The sequence below is a fragment of the Pseudomonas sp. HMSC066A08 genome, from assembly GCF_001813025.1.
Lineage (GTDB): Bacteria > Pseudomonadota > Gammaproteobacteria > Pseudomonadales > Pseudomonadaceae > Pseudomonas > Pseudomonas aeruginosa.
Genome location: NZ_KV811323.1, coordinates 48,491 through 70,444, shown reverse-complemented (window position 1 = coordinate 70,444; position 21,954 = coordinate 48,491). Strand labels below are relative to the sequence as shown.

Here is a 21,954-nt window from a genome sequence, read left to right as displayed (position 1 = left end):
GATGCGCATCCCGAAAATCCGCGGCCGCCGAGGAGCGGCCGGGGGGCTCGCGGAGGGCTCGGCCGAGGTTCGAGCGGCGCTTGCGGCGGACGCTTTGTCCGGAAAGTCGGCGAACGCTATCCGGATAGTGGAGGATGCGGGGAACCGGCCTTGCGCCGGCATATGCCTTGCATTTTGCTGAAAACAGAGCGCCAGCAGAGCGCACCCCCAGCCTTGCCGTGTCGAGTGCCGAACCATGATGAGGAGCCATCCCGTCGCCGATCGTGGCGATCTCCATGCCGACCACCTGGACCTGGTCGCCGCCCGTTCCTGGATGTCGAAGGTCTGCGGGCCGCACCGGCTCGAAGCGGCGAGCCCGGGACTGGTGCAATTCCAGCACCACGGCAACGTGCTGAAGTCGATGTGCACCACCCTCGGCTACATCGGCTACGGTACCGACGTCACCATCACCGTCGAGGATGCCGCGGCGTTCAACGCCTACAGCCTGAGCCTGCCCCTCAGCGGCGAGCAGGAGCTGTGCCGGGGCGGGCTGCGCCTGCTCTCCGACGTCCGCCGCGGGGTGATCATCGCGCCCAACGAGCGCCAGGAGCTGAGCATCGCCGGGGACTGCCGCAAATTGCAGGTGGTGATCGGCCGCACGGCGATGCGCAAGGTCCTGGAGGAGATGTTGCAGCGGCCGATCGATACGCCCTTGCGCTTCGATCCGGAGATGGATGCCCTGGACGGCGCCTCCGCGTCCTGGTGGCGCACCGTGCGGCACATCAGCGAGGAGATGGCGCGCAGCGAACTCTACGCCCAGGCGTTTTTCAGCAGCGACCTGGAACGCGCGCTGATCAAGGGTCTGATCCTGGCCCAGCCGAACAACTACAGCGAGGCCCTGCAGCAGGGCCTTGGCGGGCGCCCGCCGCACTACCTGCTGCGCGCCCGCGAATTTCTCCAGGCCAACGCCCGCGAGACCCTGAGCCTGGAGGACGTGGAACGCGCCGCCGGGGTCTCGCGGTTCAAGCTGTTCGAGGGCTTCCGTCGCTACTTCGGGGTGTCGCCGATGAGCTACCTGAAGCACTACCGGCTCGCCGCGGTGCGCGAGGAGATCCTCGCCAGCGGCGGCACCCGCAGCATCTCGACGATCGCCCTGGGCTGGGGCTTCAGCCACCTCGGACGCTTCTCCGTGGACTACCGCAAGCGCTTCGAGGAAACCCCGAGCATGACCCAGCGGCGCGCCGCGCGGCGCTCCTGAGAGGGCATTCAGGCGTCCTCGCGGCCGATCAGCGCCAGGCAGCGGCGCAGGTGCGGGGAGCCGTCGCCCTGGCGCCGGCTGACGATGATCGGCGAGGTCAGGGAGGCGTCGGCCAGGGCCTGGTAGGCGACGTCGTCGCGGTGCTGCAACTGCACCGAGGCCGGCACCAGGGTCGCACCGAGGCCGGCGGCGACCAGGCCGATGGCGGTCTGCATCTCGTTGGCCCATTGCGTTACGCGCAGGCTCAGGCCATGGGTGGCGAACAGCGCCAGCACGTGGTCGGCGTAGCTCGGCCGCGGCTGGCCGGGGTAGAGCACGAACGGCTCGCGCGACAGGCGCTCCAGGCTCAGCGGCTGGCCGAGCAACGGGTGGCCGGCGGGCAGGGCGGCGACCAGCGGCTCTTCGCTGAGCACGCTCTGGCGGATCGCCGGGTCGTCGATGCGGATGCGTCCGAAACCGATGTCGATGCGCCCGCTCTTCAGCGCCTCGACCTGTTGCAGGGTGGTCATCTCCAGCAGGCCCAGCTCCAGCTCCGGGTCGCCGCGCAGGTGGCGGATCAGCTCCGGCAGCACGCCGTACAGCGCCGAGGGCACGAAGCCGATGCCGAACCACTGGCGCTGGCCCTGGCCGATCCGCCGGGTGCTGTCGCAGATGCTCTCCAGTTGTTCCAGGAGCGTCGCGCTCTGTTCGTGGAAGAAGCGCCCGGCTTCGGTCAGGCGCAGCGGCCGGCCGCGCTCCAGCAGGGCCACCCCGAGCATTTCCTCGAGTTGCTGGATCTGCCGGCTCAGCGGTGGCTGGGCGATATGCAACTGCTCGGCGGCGCGGGTGAAGTTGAGGGTCCGGGCCAGCGCCTGGAAGTAGCGCAGGTGACGAAGCTCCATGATACCTCCAGGGTATGGTTCGAGAGGAAGATGATATTGGACCCCAGTGAAGAAGGCGATGGATGCTTGGCCGAGACAACGGCGAAACCCGCTCGGTATCGAGCGAGCCTTGAGCGGCGAACCGTCGAAAACCCGACCGTAACCCTGGTGGACCCCCGAGAATGAGCCAAGCCGTGATCCAAAGCCTCGAGTCGATCATCGTCGACCTGCCGACCATCCGCCCGCACAAGCTGGCCATGCACACCATGAACCGGCAGACCCTGGTGATCCTCCGCCTGCGTTGCAGCGACGGCATCGAGGGCCTCGGCGAAGCCACCACCATCGGTGGCCTGGCCTACGGCAGCGAGAGTCCGGAGAGCATCAAGAGCAATCTCGACGCGCATTTCGCCCCGTTGCTGCTGGGCCAGCCGGCGGACAACGTGAATGCCGCGATGCAGCGCCTGGACCGGCATATCAGGGGCAACACCTTCGCCCGCTCGGCGGTCGAGACCGCGTTGCTCGACGCCCATGGCAAGCGCCTCGGCCTGGCCGTCAGCGAACTGCTCGGCGGACGCCTGCACGACAGCCTGGAGGTGGCCTGGACCCTGGCCAGCGGCGACACCGGCCGCGACATCGAGGAAGCCGAGCGGATGCTCGACCTGCGCCGCCACCGGCACTTCAAGCTGAAGATCGGCGCCGGTGAGGTGGATGCCGACGTGGCCCACGCGATCGCCATCAAGCGCACCCTCGGCGAGCGCGCCAGCGTGCGGGTGGACGTCAACCAGGCCTGGGACGAAGGCGTTGCCCAGCGTGCCTGCGCGACGCTCGGCGACAACGGCATCGCCCTGATCGAACAGCCCATCGCCCGCCACAACCGCGTAGGCCTGGCGCGCCTGAGCAGCCGCGGCGGCGCGCCGATCATGGCCGACGAGGCCATCGAGAGCGTCGAGGATGCCTTCCACCTGGCTCGCGAGGGCGCCGCCCCGGTGTTCGCCCTGAAGATCGCCAAGAACGGCGGACCGCGCGCGGTGCTGCGTAGCGCGGCGATCGCCGAGGCGGCCGGGATCGGCCTGTACGGCGGGACCATGCTCGAGGGCGGCATCGGCACCCTGGCCGCCGCCCACGCCTTCGTCACCCTCGACCGCCTGGCCTGGCACAGCGAACTGTTCGGCCCGTTGCTGCTGACCGAGGACATCCTCCTCGAGTCGCCGCGCTACCAGGATTTCCACTTGCACGTGCCGCGTGCGCCGGGTCTCGGCCTGGTGCTCGACGAGGAGCGCCTGGCGCGCTTCCGCCGGCGCTGAAGCCGTCCCACAGACAGAGGAGAAACGACCGATGCTGTTCCACGTGAAGATGACCGTGAAGTTGCCCGTCGACATGGACCCGCAACAGGCCGAGCGGCTCAAGGCCGAGGAGAAGGAAATGGCCCAGCGCCTCCAGCGCGAGGGCAGTTGGCGGCACCTCTGGCGGATCGCCGGGCACTACGCCAACTACAGCCTGTTCGACCTGCCCAGCGTCGAGGCGCTGCACGACACCCTGACCCGGCTGCCGCTGTTTCCCTACATGGACATCGAGATCGACGGGCTTTGCCGGCATCCCTCGTCGATCCATGCCGACGACCGCTGAGATTCCCTTCCCACGCCCGACAACAACAAGCAGAGGCAAACGCCATGACCGTGAAGATTTCCCAGACTGCCGATGTCCAGCGCTTCTTCGAAGAGGCCAGCGGCCAGCTCAACGAACGCGGCGATCCGCGCACCAAGGCCTTGGTGCGGCGCATCCTCGACGACACGGCGAAGCTGATCGAAGAGATGCAGGTCACGCCCGACGAATTCTGGAAAGCGGTGGACTACCTGAACCGCCTGGGCAGCCGCCAGGAGGCCGGCCTGCTGGCCGCCGGGCTGGGCCTGGAGCATTACCTGGACCTGCTGCTCGACGCCCAGGACGTCGAGGCCGGCCTCACCGGCGGCACGCCGCGCACCATCGAAGGGCCGCTGTACGTCGCTGGCGCGCCGCTAAGCGACGGCGAGGCACGGATGGACGACGGCCGCGACGCCGGCACCGTGATGTTCCTCCAGGGACGGGTCACCGGGCCCGACGGCCAGCCGCTGGCCGGGGCCATCGTCGACGTCTGGCACGCCAACACCCAGGGTACCTATTCCTACTTCGACAGCAGCCAGTCCGAGTACAACCTGCGCCGGCGCATCCGCACCGACGCCGACGGCCGCTACCGTGCGCGCAGCATCGTGCCGTCCGGCTATGGCTGTCCGGCCGACGGCCCGACCCAGGAACTGCTCGACCGCCTCGGCCGCCACGGCCAGCGTCCGGCGCACATCCACTTCTTCGTCTCGGCGCCCGGCCATCGCCACCTGACCACCCAGATCAACCTGGCGGGCGACCAGTACCTGTGGGACGACTTCGCCTACGCCACCCGCGATGGGTTGATCGGCGACCTGCGCTTCAACGACGACCCCGCCGCGGCCCGCGACCGCGGCGTGGAGGGCGGACGCTTCGCCGAACTGGATTTCGACTTCCAGCTCCAGGCCAGCCCGGCGCCCGCCGCCGAGCGCCGCAGTCTGCGGCCACGGGCATTGCAGGAGTAAGGCGGGAAACGGGGAGGGCGGCTCTGGTCGCTGGCGACCATGCCGCCTTCTTCCGCCAGGCGCGACGGCGGATAAAAAAAGGCGCCATGACTGGCGCCTCAGGACTTGTCCAAAGGAGCAACCCAAAAAGGACAAGTGTATTGCTCGGTGAAAGGCTGCTCAGCCATTGCCGTTCTTGCGCTCGGCGCATTTGCTGCGGTCGGTCTTCTGCGCTTGCGCTTCCAGTTGTTGCTTCTGCAGGCGCTTCTCGCGCAGTTCTTTCTGCGCGGCGCGGAATTCGGCGTTGTACTGCCAGGAGCGTTCGCTGCCGTCCTGGGCCTGGGCAGTGGCAGCGCCGGTCGCCAGCAGGGCGGCCAGCAGCATCGGGATGATCTTCATGGCAAACCTCTCGGGTTGGCTCGTCGCCGGGGCGAGGTATTCGTCCCGTTTGAGCAAAGAGTAAGAGCGGACGGATTACCCGAGGGTGAGTGGAAAATTACGTTTCCGATAACTTCGGCGATGCTCCGTTGCATGGCGGAGGAGTCTGCGCGAAGCGCATTAAGTGCAAGTTAAGATTGCGGAAAAGTAATCCCTGCCTCATGTCTGCGTCATTTCCCCGGTTCCAGAATCAGCCCCACGGTCAATGCCGGTTGCGGCAGGACTGCGCGGGGGCGCGATCGACCAGAAGTTCACGCACAGCCAGCGCCGCAAGGCATGGCCGCAGAAGAAAAACAGACATGAACCGATCTGGAGCAATCGCCATGCAAGGGGATGGAAAGAAACGACTGTGGACGCTTCCACTGCTGCTGGGCGCCGGACTGATGGCCTCGGCCGTCGCCGAGGAGAACGCCGAGCGGAGCAAGGAAGGTTTCATCGAGGGCAGCGAGGTCAACCTGCTGCTGCGCAACTTCTACTTCAACCGCGACTTCCGCAAGGGCCAATCGAGCCCGGCGGGCGGCGGCTACACCGAGGAATGGGTGCAGGGCTTCATGGCCAACTTCTCCTCGGGCTTCACCCAGGGCACGCTGGGCGTCGGCATCGACGCCTTCGCCCAGCTCGGCGTGCGCCTGGACAGCGGCGGCGGGCGTTCCGGCGCCGGCGGTAGCGTCGACCTGCTGCCCTATGACGACCAGGGGCGGCCGCAGGACGACTATTCGCGAGCCGGCGGCGCGGTCAAGCTGCGCTGGTACGGCACCGTGCTGCGGGTCGGCGACGTGTTCCCGGAAACCCCGGTGATCCAGTACGGCAACAGCCGGCTGTTCCCCTCCAGCTTCCGCGGCTTCACCCTGGTCAACGACAGCCTGGCGAAGGGCCTGACCCTGCAGGCCGGCAAGCTGAACTCGATGACCCAGCCGAACAGCACCAGCGGCAGCGACGACTTCTACAGCTTCTACACCGGCCGGCGCATCGACTCGCCGTGGGTCGCCTACGCCGGCGGCGACTACCAGGCCACCGAGCACTGGAGTGTCAGCTTCTACGGCAGCCGCCAGAAGGACGCCTGGGACCAGTACTACGCCGGCACCAGCTTCAACTATCCGCTGGACGACAAGCTGTCCCTGCTCGGCGGCGCCAACTACTACAAGGTCAAGGACCAGGGCAGGCAGGTGATGGGCGAACTCGATAACGACATCTGGAGCGTGCGCGGCGGCTTCGCCTATGGTCCGCACCAGGTGCTGCTGTCGTACCAGCGCAACAACGGCGACGACGACTTCGACTACCTGCGCCAGACCGACTCCATCTACCTGGACAACTCGATCCAGTACAGCGACTTCAACTCGCCCAAGGAACGCTCGCTGATGCTCCGCTACGACCTCGACATGGCCGCCTTCGGCGTGCCGGGCCTGAGCTTCATGACCCGCTATGGCAAGGGCTGGGACGCCGATTATTCGAATGCCAACAGCGTCTACATGCGCACCGACGCCAACGGCAACCCGCTGACCAACCAGGGCCGCTGGGAACGCGACGTGGAGGTCAAGTACGTGGTGCAGGGTGGCGCGGCCAAGGACCTGGCGTTCCGCGTGCGCCAGGCCACCGTGCGCTCCGACAGCTTCGAGTCGGACCTCGACGAAGTCCGCCTGATCGTCGAATACCCGCTGCAAGTCCTCTGAAGGCGCGGCGCCGCCCCGTCCGGGGCGGCGCTCTGCGACAGCCCGTTGCTGGCGGCTGCGCGGCGGCGCTGCTACTTTCCTCTGGGTAGGCGGGCCGAAGGGCGGTTCCTGGCCGGGCATGGCTTCGACCTGCCGGTGGGCGCCGCGACCCGAACCTCGGCCTCGCCATTCCACCCATGCCGCCCGGGCACCGGCGTGCCCGTGGCAGCCCAGGCTACGGGCGCCGCGTAGCCAGCCAAGCGGGAGTCGACATGGCCTCGTGGACCTTGGTGGACGCCAGTGCGATCGCTGTCCGCCATCCCTACACCTTCTACAAACCGGACGCGGAGACCATCGACCGGGTCGCCACCGGGGAAAGCGTCAAGTTGATCTTCGCCTTCGATACCGACAACCCCGATGCGCCGCGCGCCGAGCGGCTCTGGGTGACGGTCGAGGGCATCGAGGCGGATGGCGCCTTCAGCGGCCGCCTGGACAACTATCCGCAATACATCCGCGACCTGTTGCTGGGCGAGCGCATCGTCTTCGAGGCGCGGCACATCATCAACACCGAGCACGACCCGCGGGAAACGCCGATCTCGCGCTATGCCCGGCGCTGCTTCGTGACGCGCCGGGTGATAGACGAGGGGAAGGCGGTCGGCTACCTCTACCGCGAGGCGCCGGAAGAGGAAAACGACAGCGGCTGGCGGCTGATGGCCGGCGACGAGTCGGACGACTACATGAATACCGCCGGGACCACCGCCTACGTCAGCCTGGGCTCGGTGCTGAACGCCGACGACAGCATCCTGCCGCTGCTCGACGCGCCGCCGGGACGGGCGTTCGAGCGGCTGGCCGACGGTTCCTTCATCGAGGTGCAGGGACCGGAGGGTTGAGCCTCAGCCAGGCAGCTCGGCGAGGAAGCGCTCCAGGCGCTCGGCCAGGGCCAGGTAGTCGTCGGGACTGCGGTTGCTGCCCATCTTTCCCGACCTGACCCGCCTGGCGTCGCTGCGCTCGCGCTCGGCGCGGCTGGCGAGGGCCAGGCGCAGGGCGCTGGCCCGCGCCGGCGACTCCTCCAGCAGCGGTCGCGCCATGATCCGCGCGGCGTCGGCGTCGCCGTATTGCAGGGCGAGGAGCACCGTATTCGGCTCGGAGACCGCGCCGAGCCACAACAGGCGTTCGGCCAGGACCGCATCGAGGTGCGCGGCGCCGATCTGCAGGCTGTCCTGGTGCACCGCGACGCCCTGGTCGAGCAGCCATCCGGTGGCCTCCAGGCGCCCGCGGGCGAGGCAGGCCTCCAGCACGCCGCCGCGTCCGCGCAAGGTTTCGGCGAAGTCGCAGCCGGCATCGCGCAGGCGTTGCAGCAGGTCGATGTCGCCGTCTTGCGCGGCTTCGGCCAGGGCCAGTTGACGCAGCCTTGGCTCGGCGGCCAGGCTGCCGTCGGCGAGGGCCGGCCGCCAGTCGAGGATGCGCTGGCGCAGCAGGACTTCCAGGCGGCCTTTCAGCGCCTTGCCGGGTTCCCCGGCGGCCTCCAGGGCGTCCAGCGCTTCCAGCAGCTCGTCGGCCACACCGCAGGCGTTCTCGGCATCGAACGGATCCTGTTCGAAGGACAGCAGGCGGAACAGCCCGCCGACATCGTCGGCCAGGCGCGTCACCGAATCCTGGTGCAGGCGTCCGGCCCAGGCCGGCGGTAGGCCGTGGCTCCAGGCGATTACCGTGCCATGCTCCGGGCCGGGTTCGACGCAGACGTAGAGCCGCTCCAGGTACTCGAAGCCACCGAACGGCAGGTAGGCCAGCTTGCCGTTCCAGTCGCGGCCTTCTTCGGCCGCGGCTTCCGCCGCCAGCTCGCGCTCGTGTTCGATCCAGCCCCAGAGGTCGTGGTAGCCGTCGCTGTCCGGATAGAACAGTTCGCTGAAAGAGAACGGGTGGCGGTGGCCGTCGTAGTCGACTTCCAGGTCATAGCCGAGGCGCCCGCCGAAACAGGTGCGCCAGAGGCGCAGCAGGTCGTCTGGAATCGGTCCGGCCAGGCCTTCGGCAAGACGCTGGATGAAATCGGCGGATACCGGCGGCTGGGCGTCGTACACCACGCAGCCGTCGAACACGGCCAGGCGATGGGCCCGCAGGAGTTGGCGTTCGGCGGGGGAGAGTTCCATTCTCTGTGGTCCTGTCGATTCGGGGCGGCCACTCTAGCACGGCGAGGGTGCGCGTTCCGCAACGCCTTGGCTATCATGCGCGGCTTTCCATCCGCCCTGGCCGGAGTCCGTCGAATCATGCACACCTTGCAGCAACTGCGCAGCGGCGAACTGGCCGGCACCGCGCGCCTGGACCTGTCCTGCGGCCTGCGCGAGTTCCCCCGGGAAATCTTCGAACTGGCCGACTCCCTGGAGGTGCTCAACCTCAGCGGCAACGCCCTGGACAGCCTGCCGGACGACCTCGGCCGGCTGCATCGTCTCAAGGTGCTGTTCTGTTCCGCCAACGACTTCGACGAATTGCCGGCGGCGGTGGGGGACTGTCCGGCGCTGAGCATGGTCGGCTTCAAGTCCAACCGCATCGAGCGGGTGCCGGCCGCGGCCCTGCCGCCAGCGCTGCGCTGGCTGATCCTCACCGACAACCGGATTGCCACGCTGCCCGAGGAACTGGGCCGCCGGCCGTTGCAGAAGCTGATGCTGGCCGGCAACCGCCTGGAGGCCTTGCCCGAGAGCATGGCCGCTTGCGAAGGCCTGGAACTGCTGCGGATCGCCGCCAACCGTTTCCAGCGCCTGCCGGCCTGGCTGGCGACGCTGCCGCGCCTGGCCTGGCTGGCCTACGCCGGCAACCCGTTGTGCCGTCTGCCGGCGCTGGCCGACAGCGGCATCGCTGCGCTGGACTGGAGCGAGCTGAGCCTGGACGGTTTGATCGGCGAAGGAGCCTCCGGGGTCATCCATCGCGCCGGCTGGCACCAGCCGGACGGCTCGACGCGCACGGTGGCGCTGAAGCTGTTCAAGGGCGAAGTGACCAGCGATGGCACCCCCGCCAGCGAGATGGCCGCCTGCCTGGCGGCGGGGCGCCATGCGCAATTGATCGAGGTGCTCGGCCAGCTCGCCGGGCATCCGCAAGGGCGCGACGGGCTGGTGCTGGAGCTGCTCGACGACGCCTATCGCAACCTGGCGGGGCCGCCGAGCCTGGAGTCCTGTACCCGCGACGTCTATCCGCCGGGACTGCGCTTCGAGCTGGCCACGGCGCTGCGCCTGGCGGCCTCGCTCGCCGCGTTGATGGCCCATCTGCATGGACGCGGCATCAGCCATGGCGACTTCTATGCGCATAACATCCTCTGGCGCGAGGATGGCGCCTGCCTGCTGGGCGATTTCGGCGCCGCGTCCTTTCTCCCGGACGACGCCGTGCTCGCCGGCGCCCTGCGGCGCCTGGAAGTACGTGCCTTCGCCTGCCTGCTGGAAGAGTTGCTCGAGCGCAGCGAGGCGCCGCCGGGGCAGGCCTCGCTACGTGCGGCGCTGGTCGAGTTGCAGCGACGTTGCGCGCTGCCACGGGTGAGCGAGCGGCCGGACTTCGGCGAGATCCAGGCGATCTTGCGCGACCTTGCCGCTCTCAGCCAGGCGTTTCCTCAAGTTCGATGAATTTGTCCGAAATTGACCGCAGGCTGATAAATATCAACGCAGTTCTAGCGGGCTTGGAGCTAGACTGACAAGTATGTCAGGAACGCGGCCAACGAGGGTAAACATGGATTCCTACGGCGTCACTTTCGCAATCATCGTGCTGGGCATGCTCTTCATCGGCACGGGTTTCACCAAGCGCGACACGCCGTTCGGCCTGTTCCTCATGTGGGTCGGAGTGATCTGCATGCTGGCCATCATCAGCTACCGTATCTATATCGCCACCCATTACTGAAGCGCCACCCGCGCCTGCAATGGCGGGCGCGGAGGTCCCTCAGTCGCGCGTCTCGCCCATGGCCCGGGCATAGCCGGACGGGGCGAAGCGCAGGGTCACCAGCAACATTGCCACCACGCTCGCCACGAGCAGCAGCCAGGAGGCCTGGAAGCTGCCGGTGGCGTCGCGCAGCCAGCCAGTCAGGTAGGGCACGATGCCGGTGATGATGAAGCCGATGCCTTGCACGAAGGCCGCCAGGCTTCCGGCCGCACGCGGCTCGTGGAGGTGGTCGAGGGTCAGGGTCAGGCTGAGGGCGAAGCAGGCGCCCAGGCCGTAGCCGATCAACGCCACCCACAGCGCCGCGTGCTGCAGCGGCATCAGCAGCAGGCCGCAGAAGCCGCCGAGCTGGACCAGCAGAGCGGCCAGCAGCCAGGGCCGGCGGTCGAGGCGGCGGCGAATCAGCAGCGGCACGCTGAGCGCGGCGAGCACCTGGAAGATGGTCATGATCCCGACCAGCCCGCCGCTGTCCTGGGCGCTCCAGCCGAGCTGGCGGTAGTACACCGGCAACCAGGCCACCATGCTGGTGTAGCCGCCGTTGATCAGCCCGAAATACACCGCCAGCAGCCAGCCACGGCGATTGCCGAAGAAGTGCCGGACCGGCCCCTCGCCAGCGCTCGGCAGCACCTCCCTCGGCCGCGCGAACATCCACAGCAGCAGCGCCAGCAGGGCCGGTGCGGCCCAGGCGCCGAGGCCGGCCTGCCAACTGGAGAAGTGTTCGGCGATCCGCGGGCTGAGCACCGCCGCGGTTCCGCCGCCGGCCATCAGCGAGGCCGAGTAGAGGCCCATTGCCGCCGGGACCCGCCTCGGGAACCAGCGCTTGACCACGCCCGGTACCAGCGCCTGGATGATCGCCACGCCGCTGCCGGCCAGCGCGGCGCTGGCGATCAGCGCCAGCCCGCTATCCAGTTCCAGGCGCCAGAGGCAGGCCGCGGCGATGGCCAGCAGTCCGCAGACGATACCGCGGTGCTCGGCCAGCCAACGCCCGAGCCAGGGCAGGAACAGCGCCACCAGGCCCATGCAGAGCACCGGCAACACCGTCAGCAGCGATGCGCCCTGGAAGCCGAGACCGGTGCCGGCGGTGATTTCCTCGAGCAGCGGGCCGATGCCGGTGAGGATCGGTCGCAGGTTGATGCCGAGGCAGAAGATCACCAGCAGGCCGACCCAACTGACCTCCGCCGCGCCGACGCCGGCGGCGGCCGGGCCGCCGGAAGGGGTTCGCGCACTCATGCCTGGCGTTGCCGCCATTGCCGGTACAGACCCTCTTCGCCGGCAGGACGCAGGGCGCGTAGCGGCAGGCTCTGCCGCTGTGGCGGGCGCGCCATCTCGGCGTAGAGCGTGGCCGTGGACAGGCCGAACGGTTCGCCGTCCTCGTTGGAATAGGCGAACCAGGCCGCCTGGATGCCGCAGAGATGCATGGCGGCCAGACACATCGGGCAGGGATGGCCGCTGGCGTAGATCACGCAACCGTCCAGACGCGGGCTGCCGAGCGCCTGGCTGGCCTGGCGGATCGCCTGCATTTCGGCGTGGGCGCTGGGATCGTGGGTCTCGTGGATCTGGTTGACGCCGCGGGCCAGGACCCGCCCGTCGCGCACCAGCACGGCGCCGAACGGCCGGCCGCCGGCCTCGACGTTGGTACGGGCGAGGGCGATGGCCTCGCGCATGAAGGTTTCATCGGACATGTTTTTCTCCTTCGCTTTCATTGGGCGCCGGCGGCCAGCAGCAGCCGCTCGATCCCGCCCTGGCCGCGCTGGCGGGCGTGGGCCAGCGGGCTGACGCCGTCGGCATCGGCCAGGTTGACGTCGGCGCCGGCGTCGATCAGCAGGCGCACGATCTCCTGGTGGCGCGGACCGCCGTCACTCAGCAGGATCGCCTCGAGCAGCCCGGTCCAGCCGAGCTTGTTGACATGGTTGGGATCGACCCCGGCTTGCAGCAACGTCTTCACCACTTCCACATGGCCGCGTTCGCAGGCCGGGATCAGCGCGGTGCCGCCATAGCGGTTGGTACTCTTCAGGTCGGCACCGTGGAGCAGGGTCAGGCGCAGGATTTCCAGGCGGCCCTCGGCACCGGCCAGCAGATACGGGCTGTCGAGCCGGCTGTTCTGCCGGTTGACGTCGGCGCCGGCCTCGATCAACTGGCGCGCCACCGCCAGGTGGTCGTTGGCGGTGGCCAGCAGCAGCGGGGTGCTGCCATCGGCGCTGGGCGCGTCGACCTCGACCTTGCGTTCGAGCAGGCTGGCGACCTGCGCGGTATCGCCGCGACGCGCGGCTTCGAGCAATGCTCCGGCGTCGCTCGCGCCGGCGCCTCCGCTGAATGCTGCGCAGACCAGCATGGCTCCGCTCCTGCATAGATTGGCCAGGGACATGTCGATGGGCTCCGATAGGCGTTGGCGAAAAGTATGGCGTCGATGTCATGTATGCTGAAATTAAATGATGGAATGCCTTTCAGTGGGAGTGCGCATGCTCGATCTGGTTCTGCTCCGTACCTTCGTCAGCGTTGTCGACACTGGCAACTTCACCCGTGCCGGCGAACACCTGCACCTGACCCAGTCCACCGTCAGCCAGCAGGTCATCCGCCTCGAACAGAACCTCGGTTGCCGCCTGCTCGACCGCAGCCAGCGGCAGGTTTTGCCGACCGAGGAGGGCGAGCGCCTGCTTGGCTATGCGCGGCGCCTGCTGCGGCTCTCGGACGAGGCCAGCGAGGCCCTCAGCCCGGCCCATGGCGACGGCGTGCTGCGCCTCGGCGTGCCGGAAGACCTCGCCGGCGAAGTGCTGATGCCGGTGCTCACGCGCTTCACCGAAGAGCGTCCGCGACTGCGCCTGGAGGTCGAGAGCGGTCTCAGCCATCACCTGCTGCGCCTCTACCGCAGCGGCGAGCTGGACCTGCTGCTGGTCAAGCAGTGGGGAGCCGACAGCGACTGCCATGCGCGCTGGGCCGAGCCGCTGGGCTGGTTCGGCAGCGCCGCGCGGCCGTTCGGCGAGGGTTCGCCGGAGGAGCCGGTGCCGCTGGTGGTGTTCCCGGTCGGCGCGCTGTATCGCCAGGAGATGATCCATGCCCTGGAGAGCATCGGGCGTCGCTGGCGCATCGGCTATTCCAGCGCCAGCCTGGCCAGCCTGGTGGCCGCGGTCGGCGCCGGACTGGGGGTCAGCCTGCTGCCGCTGGGCTGTGTCGGGCCCGAGCATCGCCTGCTTGGCGCGCAGGCCGGCTTCCCGCCCATCGCTGGCCTGGAGCTGGCGCTCTACGCGCGGCCCGAGCTGGACAGCGCCGGGCGCACCCTCCGCGACCGCCTGCGCGACCTCTGCGATGCACGCCTGGAAGGGTTGCAGGGCGAGCGCTGAGCGCTGCCTCCGGGCTATGATCCGGCTCCCTCAGCGAATGGACACGGAAGCCCGCCACATGTCCCGACCCACCCTGCAAGTCGACCTGCTGGTCGAGTCCTTCAACTACAAGGCCTGGTCCGACCGCCGCACCCTCGATGCCATCGCCCGGATCGACGCCGAGGCGTTCCCGGCCTCGCTGGCCTTCGCCTTGCAACAGCTCAATCACATGGCGATCGTCGAGGAACTGTTCAGGGCGCGCCTGCTGGGCGAGCCGGCGCCCCACCAACAGACCAACAGCGAGGTGGTGCCTGGCTACGACGTCCTGCGTCGCCGGCTGGAGGACTCGGCCGTGTGGTTCGCCGGCTATGTCGCCGAGCTGCCGCTGGAGCGTCGCGGCGAATGGCTGCGCTTCCGCTTCGCCGATGGCCGCGACGGCGGCATGACGCGCCAGGAGATCCTCTTCCATATCGTCAACCATGGCACCTACCACCGCGGCGCCATCGGCCATGCCCTCGACCTGGCGGGCGCGCCGCGGCCGGCGGATACCTACACCCTGTATATCCACTCCGCGCAGCCGGAGCGGCGGGAGTAGCCTGCGGCAATGGCCGCCGAGCCTCTACGCCATCGCCGAGAAACGACGTGGGGCTCGACCGAGCGTTCGCCCCGCGCTGCGCATAAAAAAGCCCCGCGACCAGGAGCTGCAATCGCGGGGCTGGAGTGGCCGATTTCCATCGGCCGGGGATAGCCGGTTCAGGCGCTGGGTTGCCAGCCACCGCCGAGGGAGCGGTAGATCGCCACGATGCCGCGGTACAGCTCGACCTCGGCCTGGGCCTGGGCATCTTCGGCGGAGAGTTGCTCGCGTTCGGCGTCCAGCAGCACCAGGAAGTCGGTGGTGCCTTCGCGGTAGCGGATCGCCGCCTGTTGCGCGGCGGCGCGGCTGGCTTCCGACTGGCGGACCAGCGAGACCAGGCGCTCCTGGCGCTTGCCGTAGTCGCTGAAGGCATTCGCCGATTCTTCCAGGGCCAGCAGCACCTGCTGTTCGTAGCTGGCCAGCGCGGCGTCGGCGTCGGCGTTGGCGCCGCGCAGGCGGGCACGCACGCTGCCGAGGTCGAAGGCGGCCCAGCTGATGCTCGGGCCGACGCTCCAGGCGCGGGCGGCACTCGAGCCGATCTGCGAGCCACGCCCGGCGGTGAAGCCGAGGAAGCCGCTGAGGCTGACCCGCGGGAACAGGTCGGCGGTGGCCACGCCGACGTCGGCGGTGCTGGCGGCCAGGCGCCGTTCGGCGGCGCGGATGTCCGGCCGGCGGCGCAGCAGTTCGCCGGGATCGCCTATCGGTAGGGCCTTGGTGATCGCCGGCAGGTCGCGCGGCGAAAGGTCCACCGTCAATTCTTCCGGCCGCTGGCCGAGGAGGGTGGCGATACGGTGCCTGGCGCGCTCGGCTTCCGCCTGCAGTTGCGGAACGCTGGCGGCGGTGGCCGCCAGGCGCGCATCGGCGCGCAGGACGTCGAGTTCGGCACCGACCCCGGCGTCGCGCAGTTGCTCGGTGAGCTGGCGCGACTCCTTCTGGTTCTCCAGGTTGCTCAGGGCGATTTTCTCGCGCAGTTGCGCGCCGCGCAGCTGGCCGTAGGCGTCCACCAGCTCGGCGATCAGGCTGACCTGCAGTTGCTGCAGGTCGGCCTCGGCCGCTTCGCTGAGGGCGTCGCTGGATTCCAGCTGACGGCGGATGCGCCCGAACAGGTCGAGTTCCCAGGCGCTGTCCAGGCCAAGGTCGTAGCGCTCGCTGTTGACCCGGTCCTCGGTCACTCCCGGTTGCTGGCCCTTGCCGATGTCGGCGCTGGCGCGGCTGGTGACCACCGGGAAGCGATCGTTGGCCACGTCGTCGCGCAGGGCGCGGGCGGCGCGCAGGCGGGCGAAGGCCACGCGCAGGTCGCGGTTGCCGCTCAGCGACTGTTCGACCAGTTGGTTCAGGGTCGGATCGTCGAACTGTTTCCACCACAGGCTTTCGAAGCGGCTGCGGTCGTAGGGCTTGCTCGCCGTGGCGTCGATCTTCGCCGCCGCGGTGTCGGGGGTCCGGTAGTCCGGACCCACCGTGCAGGCGCTGAGCGCCAGCAGACTGAACAGACCCAGGGCGGGCGCGAGCCCGCTCCGGATCGACTGCGCGTGAATCATGCATGCACCTCTGGCAGGCCTTTGTCGTTGGCGGCGCGGCGCGCTTCGCGGTTCTCCACGAAGCGGCGGATGAGGACGTAGAACACCGGCGTCAGCAGCAGGCCGAAGAAGGTCACCCCGATCATCCCGGAGAACACCGCCACGCCCATCGCATGGCGCATCTCGGCGCCGGCGCCGGTGGAGATCACCAGCGGCACCACGCCCATGATGAAGGCGATGGACGTCATCAGGATCGGCCGCAGGCGCAGGCGGCAGGCTTCCAGCACCGCGGCGACGCGGTCCATGCCTTCCTCCTGCTTGTCCTTGGCGAACTCGACGATCAGGATCGCGTTCTTGCACGCCAGCCCCACCAGAACGATCAGGCCGATCTGGGTAAAGATGTTGTTGTCGCTGCCGGCCAGGATCACCCCGGTGATCGCCGACAGCAGGGTCATCGGCACGATCAGGATCACCGCCAGCGGCAGGCTCCAGCTCTCGTACTGGGCGGCCAGCACGAGGAAGGCCAGCAGCACGCAGAGCGGGAAGACGAACAGCGCGGTATTGCCGGCGAGGATCTGCTGGTAGGTCAGCTCGGTCCACTCGTAGGTCATCCCGTTGGGCAGTTCCTCCTTCAGCAGCTTCTCGATCGCCGCCTGCGCCTGGCCGGAGCTGTAGCCCGCGGCCGGGGCGCCGTTGAGTTCTGCGGTGATGAAGCCGTTGTAGTGCATCACGCGGTCCGGACCGGAGGTGTCGCTGACCTTGATGAAGGAGGCCAGCGGGACCATCTCGCCGAGGTTGTTGCGCACCTTCAGCTGGCCGATCTGCTCGGGTTCGAGGCGGAACCGCTGCTCGGCCTGGACGTTGACCTGGTAGGTACGGCCGAAGCGGTTGAAGTCGTTCGCGTACAGCGAGCCGAGGTAGACCTGCAGGGTGTCGAAGATGTCGCTGATCGCCACGCCGTGGGTCTTGGCCTTCTCGCGGTCGATATCGGCGTCGATCTGCGGCACGTTGACCTGGTAGCTGGAGAACACCGAGCTGGGTTCCAGCTCAGGCAGCGCACGGGCCTTGGTGATGATGTTCTGGGTCTGCTTGAACAGCTCCTCGTAGCCCTGGTTGCCACGGTCCTCGATCTGCAGGCGGAAACCGCCGATGGTCCCCAGCCCCTGTACCGGCGGCGGCGGGAAGATCGCGATGTAGGCGTCCTGGATGTCGGCGTACTTGGCGTTCAGCGCGGCGGCGATGGCTCCGGCCGACTGGCTCGGGTCCTTGCGCTCGTCGAACGGCTTCAGCGGGGTGAACACGATGCCGCTGTTCGGGCTGTTGGTGAAGCCGTTGATCGACAGGCCGGGGAAGGCCACCGAGTCTGCCACGCCGGGCTGCGCCAGGGCGATCTCGGACATCTGCTTGATCACCGCCTCGGTCCGGTCCAGGCTGGCCGCGTCGGGCAACTGGGCGAAGGCCACCAGGTACTGCTTGTCCTGCTGCGGGACGAAACCGGTCGGCGTGCTGGAGAAGCCGAAGTAGGTCAGCACCATCAGCCCGCCGTAGACCAGCAGGGCGATCGAGCTGCCGCGCAGGACCCGGTTCACCGTGCCGACGTAGCCATGGCTGGCGCGGTCGAAGAAACGGTTGAACGGACGGAACAGCCAACTGCCGAGGAGCTTGTCGAGGAACACCGAGAAGCGGTCCTTCGGCTCGTGGTGGCCCTTGAGCAGGACCGCCGCCAGCGCCGGCGACAGGGTCAGCGAGTTGAACGCCGAGATCACCGTGGAGATCGCGATGGTCAGGGCGAACTGGCGGTAGAACTGCCCGGTGAGGCCGGAGATGAACGCGGTCGGGATGAACACCGCGCAGAGCACCAGCGCCGTGGCGATGATCGGCCCGGTCACCTCGCGCATGGCACGCTTGGTGGCTTCCACCGGCTTGAGGCCGAGGCCGATGTTGCGCTCGACGTTCTCCACCACCACGATGGCGTCGTCCACCACGATGCCGATGGCCAGCACCAGGCCGAACAGCGACAGCGCGTTGAGCGAGAAGCCGAGCATGTGCATCACCGCGAAGGTGCCGATCAGCGACACCGGCACCGCGGCCAGCGGGATGATCGAGGCGCGCCAGGTCTGCAGGAACAGGATCACCACCAGCACCACCAGCACCAGGGCCTCGAACAGGGTGTGCACCACCGCCTCGATGGAGCCGCGGACGAAGATGGTCGGGTCGTAGACGATGGAGTAGTCCATGCCCTGCGGGAAGCTGTGCTTCAGCTCGGCCATCTTCTCCCGCACCAGGTTGGAGATCTCGATGGCGTTCGAGCCGGGACGCTGGAAGATCGGGATCGCCACCGCCGGCTTGTTGTTCAGCAGCGAGCGCAGGGCGTACTGGTTGGAGCCCAGCTCGACCCGGGCGATGTCGCGCAGGCGGGTGATCTCGCCGTTGGCGCCAGCGCGGATGATGATGTTCTCGAACTCTTCCTCGGTGACCAGGCGACCCTGGGTGTTGATCGACAACTGGAAGCTGGTGTCGCTCGGCGCCGGCGGCGCGCCCAGGGTGCCGGCGGCGACCTGGCGGTTCTGCTCGCGGATGGCGTTGACCACGTCGGTGGCGGTGAGGTTGCGCGAGGCGACCTTGTTCGGGTCCAGCCAGACGCGCAGCGAATAGTCGCCGAGGCCGAACAACTGGACGTCGCCGACGCCGTCGAGGCGGGCCAGTTCGTCCTTCACGTTGAGCACCGCGTAGTTCGACAGGTAGAGCATGTCGTAGCGGTTATCCGGCGAGGTCAGGTGCACGACCATGGTCAGGTCGGGCGAGGCCTTGTCGACGGTGATACCGAGCCGGGTCACTTCTTCCGGGAGCTTCGGTTCGGTCCGGGTGACGCGGTTCTGCACCTGCACCTGGGCGTTGTCCAGGTCGGTGCCGAGGGCGAAGGTGATGGTCAGGGTCAGCTTGCCGTCGGAGGTCGACTGGGAGGACATGTAGAGCATGTTCTCCACCCCGGTGATCGCCTGTTCCAGGGGAGAGGCGACGGTCTCGCCGATGACTTTCGGGTTGGCGCCGGGGAAGTTGGCGCGGACCACGACGGTCGGCGGCACCACTTCCGGGTATTCGCTGATGGGTAGCTGGAACAGGGAGATGGCGCCGCCGATCAGGATCAGCAGCGACAGCACCGCGGCGAAGATCGGCCGCTGGATGAAGAATTGGGAGAAATTCATCGGTTCTTCCTATCGCCGCGCTCAGCCGCGCGGCTCGTTGCGAGTGGCGTTGTCCTTGGTCGCCGCCACCTTCGGTGGGTCGCTGTCGCCGACCGACTGGCGCAGGCGCGCGAGGGTGGCCAAGGTGTCGGCGCTGGCCATCTCGACCTTCTGCGGATCCACCTGCATGCCCGGGCGGACCCGCTGCAGGCCGTTGACGACGATCCGGTCGCCCTTGCTCAGGCCGCTGCGGACGATACGCAGGCCCTCCAGCTTCGGCCCCATCTCGACGGTGCGGTAGACGGTCTTGTTGTCGCCATCCAGGACCAGCACGAACTTCTTGCCCAGGTCGGTGCCGACCGCTTCGTCCTTGATCAGGGTGGCGGCGTAGGTCTTGCTGCCGACCAGCTTCAGGCGCACGTAGAGGCCCGGGGTGAACTCGCCCTTGGCGTTGTCGAACACGGCGCGGCCGCGGATGGTGCCGGTACGCGGGTTGACCTGGTTGTCGAGGAAGTCCAGCCGGCCCAGGTGCGGGTTGCCGTCCTCGCTGCTCAGGCCGAGGTATACCGGGCTCTCGCTGCGCGTGTCGCGACCGGCCTGGCGGGCCAGCTCGACGTACTTGAGGAACACGCGTTCGTCGGCGTCGAAGTAGGCGTAGACCTTGTCGGTGCTGACCAGGGTGGTGAGCAGGGTTTCCCCTGAGTTGACCAGGTTGCCGGCGGTGACCTCGGCGCGGCTGACGCGACCGTCGATCGGCGCGGTGATCCGGGTGAAGCTCAGGTTCAGGCGTGCCGCGTCCAGTTGCGCCTGGGTCGCGGCGACCGCCGCCTTGGCTTCCTGGGCGGCGGTGGTGCGGGCGTCGGCGAGTTCCGCGGAGATCGCGTTGCTGGCGCGCAGGCGTTCGCCGCGCTGGGCTTCGTTGACGCTCCGCGCCTGGGCCGCGCGGGCCTGTTGCAGTTGGGCTTCGAGGCGCTTGACCTCAGCCTCGAACGGGCGCGGGTCGATCTGGAACAGCAGGTCGCCTTTCTTCACCAGCGCGCCTTCATGGAAGGCCACGCGGTCGATGTAGCCCGACACCCGCGGGCGCAGCTCCACCGACTCCGGGGCCTCCAGGCGGCCGGTGAATTCGTCCCACTCGTTCAGCGGTTGTTCGATGACTTCGGCGACGCTGACCTTGGGCGCCGCCATGCCTTGGGTGGTTTCCGGGGCCTTACCGCAGGCGCTCAGGACCAGCACGGCCGCGAGTGCGAGGGGGTAGCGCCAGGAGAAGTGGGATGACTGTTCCATGCTTGACTCCGCCAGTCGGTTTTTCGGGATTGGCGAAGTCTGCGGGCTGCTCCGGCAGGGAACTAATCGAACGACGAGATTTTGATTATCACGAACAGTGATACATGGTTTTTCGTTTTCTGTAACAGTCGATGGTTATGGACAGTGCTTTCGATGGAATAAGCCGCAGACCCGCGGCGCGCGATCGATTTTCCCGTTGCGACGCCTCGTGCGGGGAGCTGCCGGAGGGCTCAGAGACTGTCCGGATCGCCGATGAACATGCTGATCCGCGAGCGTAGCCAGCGTTCGGCCGGGTCGTTGTCCTGGGCACCGCGCCAGGCCATCGACAGTTCGAAGGCGCGGGTCTCGAACGGCGGGTCCTCGGCGCGCAGGCCGCCGGCGGCGATCAGCGCCTGGGCGGCGTAGTCGGGCACGGTGGCGATGATGTCGGTGCCGGCGAGGAGGGTGCCGAGGCCGTTGAACTGCGGCACCGCCAGGACCACCTTGCGCTTGCGGCCGAATTTCTCCAGTTCCTCGTCGACGAAGCCGCTGAGGTCGCCGGCGAAGGACACCAGCGCGTGCGGTCGCGCGCAGTAGTCGTCGAGGGTCAGCTGGCCGGGCGCGGAGTCGGCGCGGAGGATCTTCGGCTTGCTGCGGCGCACGGTCTTGCGCTTGGCGTTGGCCGGCAGTTCGTCGGTGTAGCTGACGCCCACCGAGATCTCCCCCGAGGCCAGCAGGTTCGGCATCAATAGATAGTTGGCGCGGCGCACGACGAGGACGATCCCCGGCGCCTCCGCGCGCAGGCGGCGGAGCAGGGGCGGCAGCAGGCCGAACTCGACGTCGTCGGAAAGGCCGATGCGGAACACCGCGGTGCTGGTCGCCGGATCGAACTCGCTGGCGCGGCTCATGGCGGTGGAGATGGAATCCAGCGCCGGCGACAGGTGGGCGAAGATTTCCTGGGCTCGCGCGGTGGGCTCCATGCTGCGTCCGGTACGGACGAACAGCGGGTCGTCGAACAGCGTGCGCAGGCGCGACAGCGCGGCGCTGATGGCCGGCTGGCCGAGGAACAGTTTCTCTGCGGCGCGGGTCACGCTGCGTTCGTGCATCAGAGTCTCGAACACGATCAGCAGGTTCAGATCGACGCGGCGCAGGTCGTTTCGGTTCATGGCGTTCCTCGTTTCCAGGGGCTAGAGGCTGCAACCGCGGGGGCCCGCCGTCAAGCCTTGCGTGCGAGACGGGGCGGGGCCTGGCGAGGTGCCGGAGGGGCATAGGATCACTGACAGGCATAGCCATTATCAATAACGACGGGTGGTTTTGTCAGGCATGGGCGGATACAGTCACAACCCATGAGGTTATT

At 68.2% G+C, this 21,954-nt stretch carries 20 protein-coding genes; 10 read left to right on the top strand and 10 right to left on the bottom strand.

What is annotated here, in order from left to right; genetic code table 11:
- Nucleotides 1-235 precede the first annotated feature (235 nt).
- A complete protein-coding gene (locus HMPREF2886_RS19940) occupies nt 236-1,237 on the top strand; it encodes an AraC family transcriptional regulator (protein WP_070748161.1) in 1,002 nt (333 codons plus the stop codon).
- An 8-nt stretch (nt 1,238-1,245) separates the two neighbouring features.
- Here the strand turns inward: HMPREF2886_RS19940 and HMPREF2886_RS19935 are convergent, their stop codons facing one another.
- Entirely contained in the window at nt 1,246-2,118 is an 873-nt protein-coding gene (locus tag HMPREF2886_RS19935) for a LysR family transcriptional regulator (RefSeq protein WP_024917544.1), read from the bottom strand.
- A gap of 161 nt (nt 2,119-2,279) precedes the next feature.
- Between HMPREF2886_RS19935 and HMPREF2886_RS19930 the strand changes: the two genes are divergently transcribed.
- The 3 genes from HMPREF2886_RS19930 to catA are packed head-to-tail and all read left to right on the top strand — an operon-like array spanning nt 2,280 to nt 4,700.
- Nucleotides 2,280-3,401: a muconate cycloisomerase family protein gene (locus HMPREF2886_RS19930; protein WP_033978216.1), complete on the top strand. Its 1,122-nt coding sequence runs from the start codon at nt 2,280-2,282 to the stop codon at nt 3,399-3,401.
- Between the two features lie 31 nt (nt 3,402-3,432).
- Nucleotides 3,433-3,723: a muconolactone Delta-isomerase gene (gene catC / locus HMPREF2886_RS19925; RefSeq protein ID WP_003089864.1), complete on the top strand. Its 291-nt coding sequence runs from the start codon at nt 3,433-3,435 to the stop codon at nt 3,721-3,723.
- Between the two features lie 44 nt (nt 3,724-3,767).
- Complete coding sequence (gene catA, locus HMPREF2886_RS19920) at nt 3,768-4,700, top strand: catechol 1,2-dioxygenase (RefSeq protein WP_033978217.1); 933 nt, start codon at nt 3,768-3,770, stop codon at nt 4,698-4,700.
- Nucleotides 4,701-4,859: 159 nt separating this feature from the next.
- On the opposite strand, the gene HMPREF2886_RS19915 is transcribed toward catA, so the two are convergent.
- Nucleotides 4,860-5,078 (bottom strand): hypothetical protein, encoded by a 219-nt coding sequence (locus tag HMPREF2886_RS19915; RefSeq protein WP_003089862.1) that lies wholly within the window; start codon nt 5,076-5,078, stop codon nt 4,860-4,862.
- 362 nt (nt 5,079-5,440) lie between these two features.
- Between HMPREF2886_RS19915 and HMPREF2886_RS19910 the strand changes: the two genes are divergently transcribed.
- Both HMPREF2886_RS19910 and HMPREF2886_RS19905 read left to right on the top strand, forming a co-directional pair.
- Entirely contained in the window at nt 5,441-6,787 is a 1,347-nt protein-coding gene (locus HMPREF2886_RS19910) for an OprD family porin (RefSeq protein ID WP_039026592.1), read from the top strand.
- A gap of 251 nt (nt 6,788-7,038) precedes the next feature.
- A complete protein-coding gene (locus HMPREF2886_RS19905) occupies nt 7,039-7,656 on the top strand; it encodes an immunity protein Imm33 domain-containing protein (RefSeq protein WP_070748159.1) in 618 nt (205 codons plus the stop codon).
- Between the two features lie 3 nt (nt 7,657-7,659).
- On the opposite strand, the gene HMPREF2886_RS19900 is transcribed toward HMPREF2886_RS19905, so the two are convergent.
- Nucleotides 7,660-8,913: an SMI1/KNR4 family protein gene (locus tag HMPREF2886_RS19900; protein ID WP_070748157.1), complete on the bottom strand. Its 1,254-nt coding sequence runs from the start codon at nt 8,911-8,913 to the stop codon at nt 7,660-7,662.
- Nucleotides 8,914-9,030: 117 nt separating this feature from the next.
- Between HMPREF2886_RS19900 and HMPREF2886_RS19895 the strand changes: the two genes are divergently transcribed.
- Both HMPREF2886_RS19895 and HMPREF2886_RS19890 read left to right on the top strand, forming a co-directional pair.
- A complete protein-coding gene (locus HMPREF2886_RS19895) occupies nt 9,031-10,371 on the top strand; it encodes a leucine-rich repeat-containing protein kinase family protein (protein ID WP_033978222.1) in 1,341 nt (446 codons plus the stop codon).
- A gap of 103 nt (nt 10,372-10,474) precedes the next feature.
- Complete coding sequence (locus tag HMPREF2886_RS19890; protein WP_003089849.1) at nt 10,475-10,642, top strand: hypothetical protein; 168 nt, start codon at nt 10,475-10,477, stop codon at nt 10,640-10,642.
- 39 nt (nt 10,643-10,681) lie between these two features.
- Here HMPREF2886_RS19890 and HMPREF2886_RS19885 read toward each other — a convergent pair whose 3' ends face one another.
- From HMPREF2886_RS19885 to HMPREF2886_RS19875, 3 genes are read right to left on the bottom strand one after another with little or no spacing between them, the layout of a single operon-like run.
- Entirely contained in the window at nt 10,682-11,908 is a 1,227-nt protein-coding gene (locus HMPREF2886_RS19885) for a CynX/NimT family MFS transporter (protein WP_033978224.1), read from the bottom strand.
- Nucleotides 11,905-12,360: a nucleoside deaminase gene (locus HMPREF2886_RS19880; RefSeq protein WP_042164964.1), complete on the bottom strand. Its 456-nt coding sequence runs from the start codon at nt 12,358-12,360 to the stop codon at nt 11,905-11,907. Before HMPREF2886_RS19880 ends, HMPREF2886_RS19885 begins: the two co-directional genes overlap by 4 nt.
- Before the next feature lie 17 nt (nt 12,361-12,377).
- Nucleotides 12,378-13,010, bottom strand: a complete 633-nt coding sequence (locus HMPREF2886_RS19875; protein WP_003109549.1) for an ankyrin repeat domain-containing protein — start codon at nt 13,008-13,010, stop codon at nt 12,378-12,380.
- Nucleotides 13,011-13,137: 127 nt separating this feature from the next.
- Here HMPREF2886_RS19875 and HMPREF2886_RS19870 point away from each other — a divergent pair, with 127 nt between their 5' ends.
- Nucleotides 13,138-14,016: a LysR substrate-binding domain-containing protein gene (locus tag HMPREF2886_RS19870; RefSeq protein WP_003089840.1), complete on the top strand. Its 879-nt coding sequence runs from the start codon at nt 13,138-13,140 to the stop codon at nt 14,014-14,016.
- 58 nt (nt 14,017-14,074) lie between these two features.
- On the top strand, nt 14,075-14,590 hold the full coding sequence (locus HMPREF2886_RS19865) for a DinB family protein (RefSeq protein ID WP_058017754.1): 516 nt from the start codon (nt 14,075-14,077) through the stop codon (nt 14,588-14,590).
- Nucleotides 14,591-14,748: 158 nt separating this feature from the next.
- On the opposite strand, the gene oprN is transcribed toward HMPREF2886_RS19865, so the two are convergent.
- The 4 genes from oprN to mexT all read right to left on the bottom strand — a co-directional run bounded on the left by oprN (nt 14,749) and on the right by mexT (nt 21,763).
- Entirely contained in the window at nt 14,749-16,167 is a 1,419-nt protein-coding gene (gene oprN, locus HMPREF2886_RS19860; protein WP_070748155.1) for a multidrug efflux RND transporter outer membrane subunit OprN, read from the bottom strand.
- The gene (gene mexF / locus HMPREF2886_RS19855; RefSeq protein ID WP_033978234.1) at nt 16,164-19,352 is read right to left on the bottom strand and encodes a multidrug efflux RND transporter permease subunit MexF; all 3,189 of its coding nucleotides are present in this window, start codon (nt 19,350-19,352) and stop codon (nt 16,164-16,166) included. The genes oprN and mexF overlap by 4 nt, the downstream gene beginning before the upstream one ends.
- Before the next feature lie 21 nt (nt 19,353-19,373).
- Complete coding sequence (mexE, locus tag HMPREF2886_RS19850; protein WP_042170191.1) at nt 19,374-20,618, bottom strand: multidrug efflux RND transporter periplasmic adaptor subunit MexE; 1,245 nt, start codon at nt 20,616-20,618, stop codon at nt 19,374-19,376.
- A gap of 230 nt (nt 20,619-20,848) precedes the next feature.
- Nucleotides 20,849-21,763, bottom strand: coding sequence for a multidrug efflux system transcriptional regulator MexT (gene mexT, locus HMPREF2886_RS19845; RefSeq protein ID WP_003089829.1), 915 nt, complete (start codon nt 21,761-21,763; stop codon nt 20,849-20,851).
- Nucleotides 21,764-21,954: the final 191 nt, after the last annotated feature.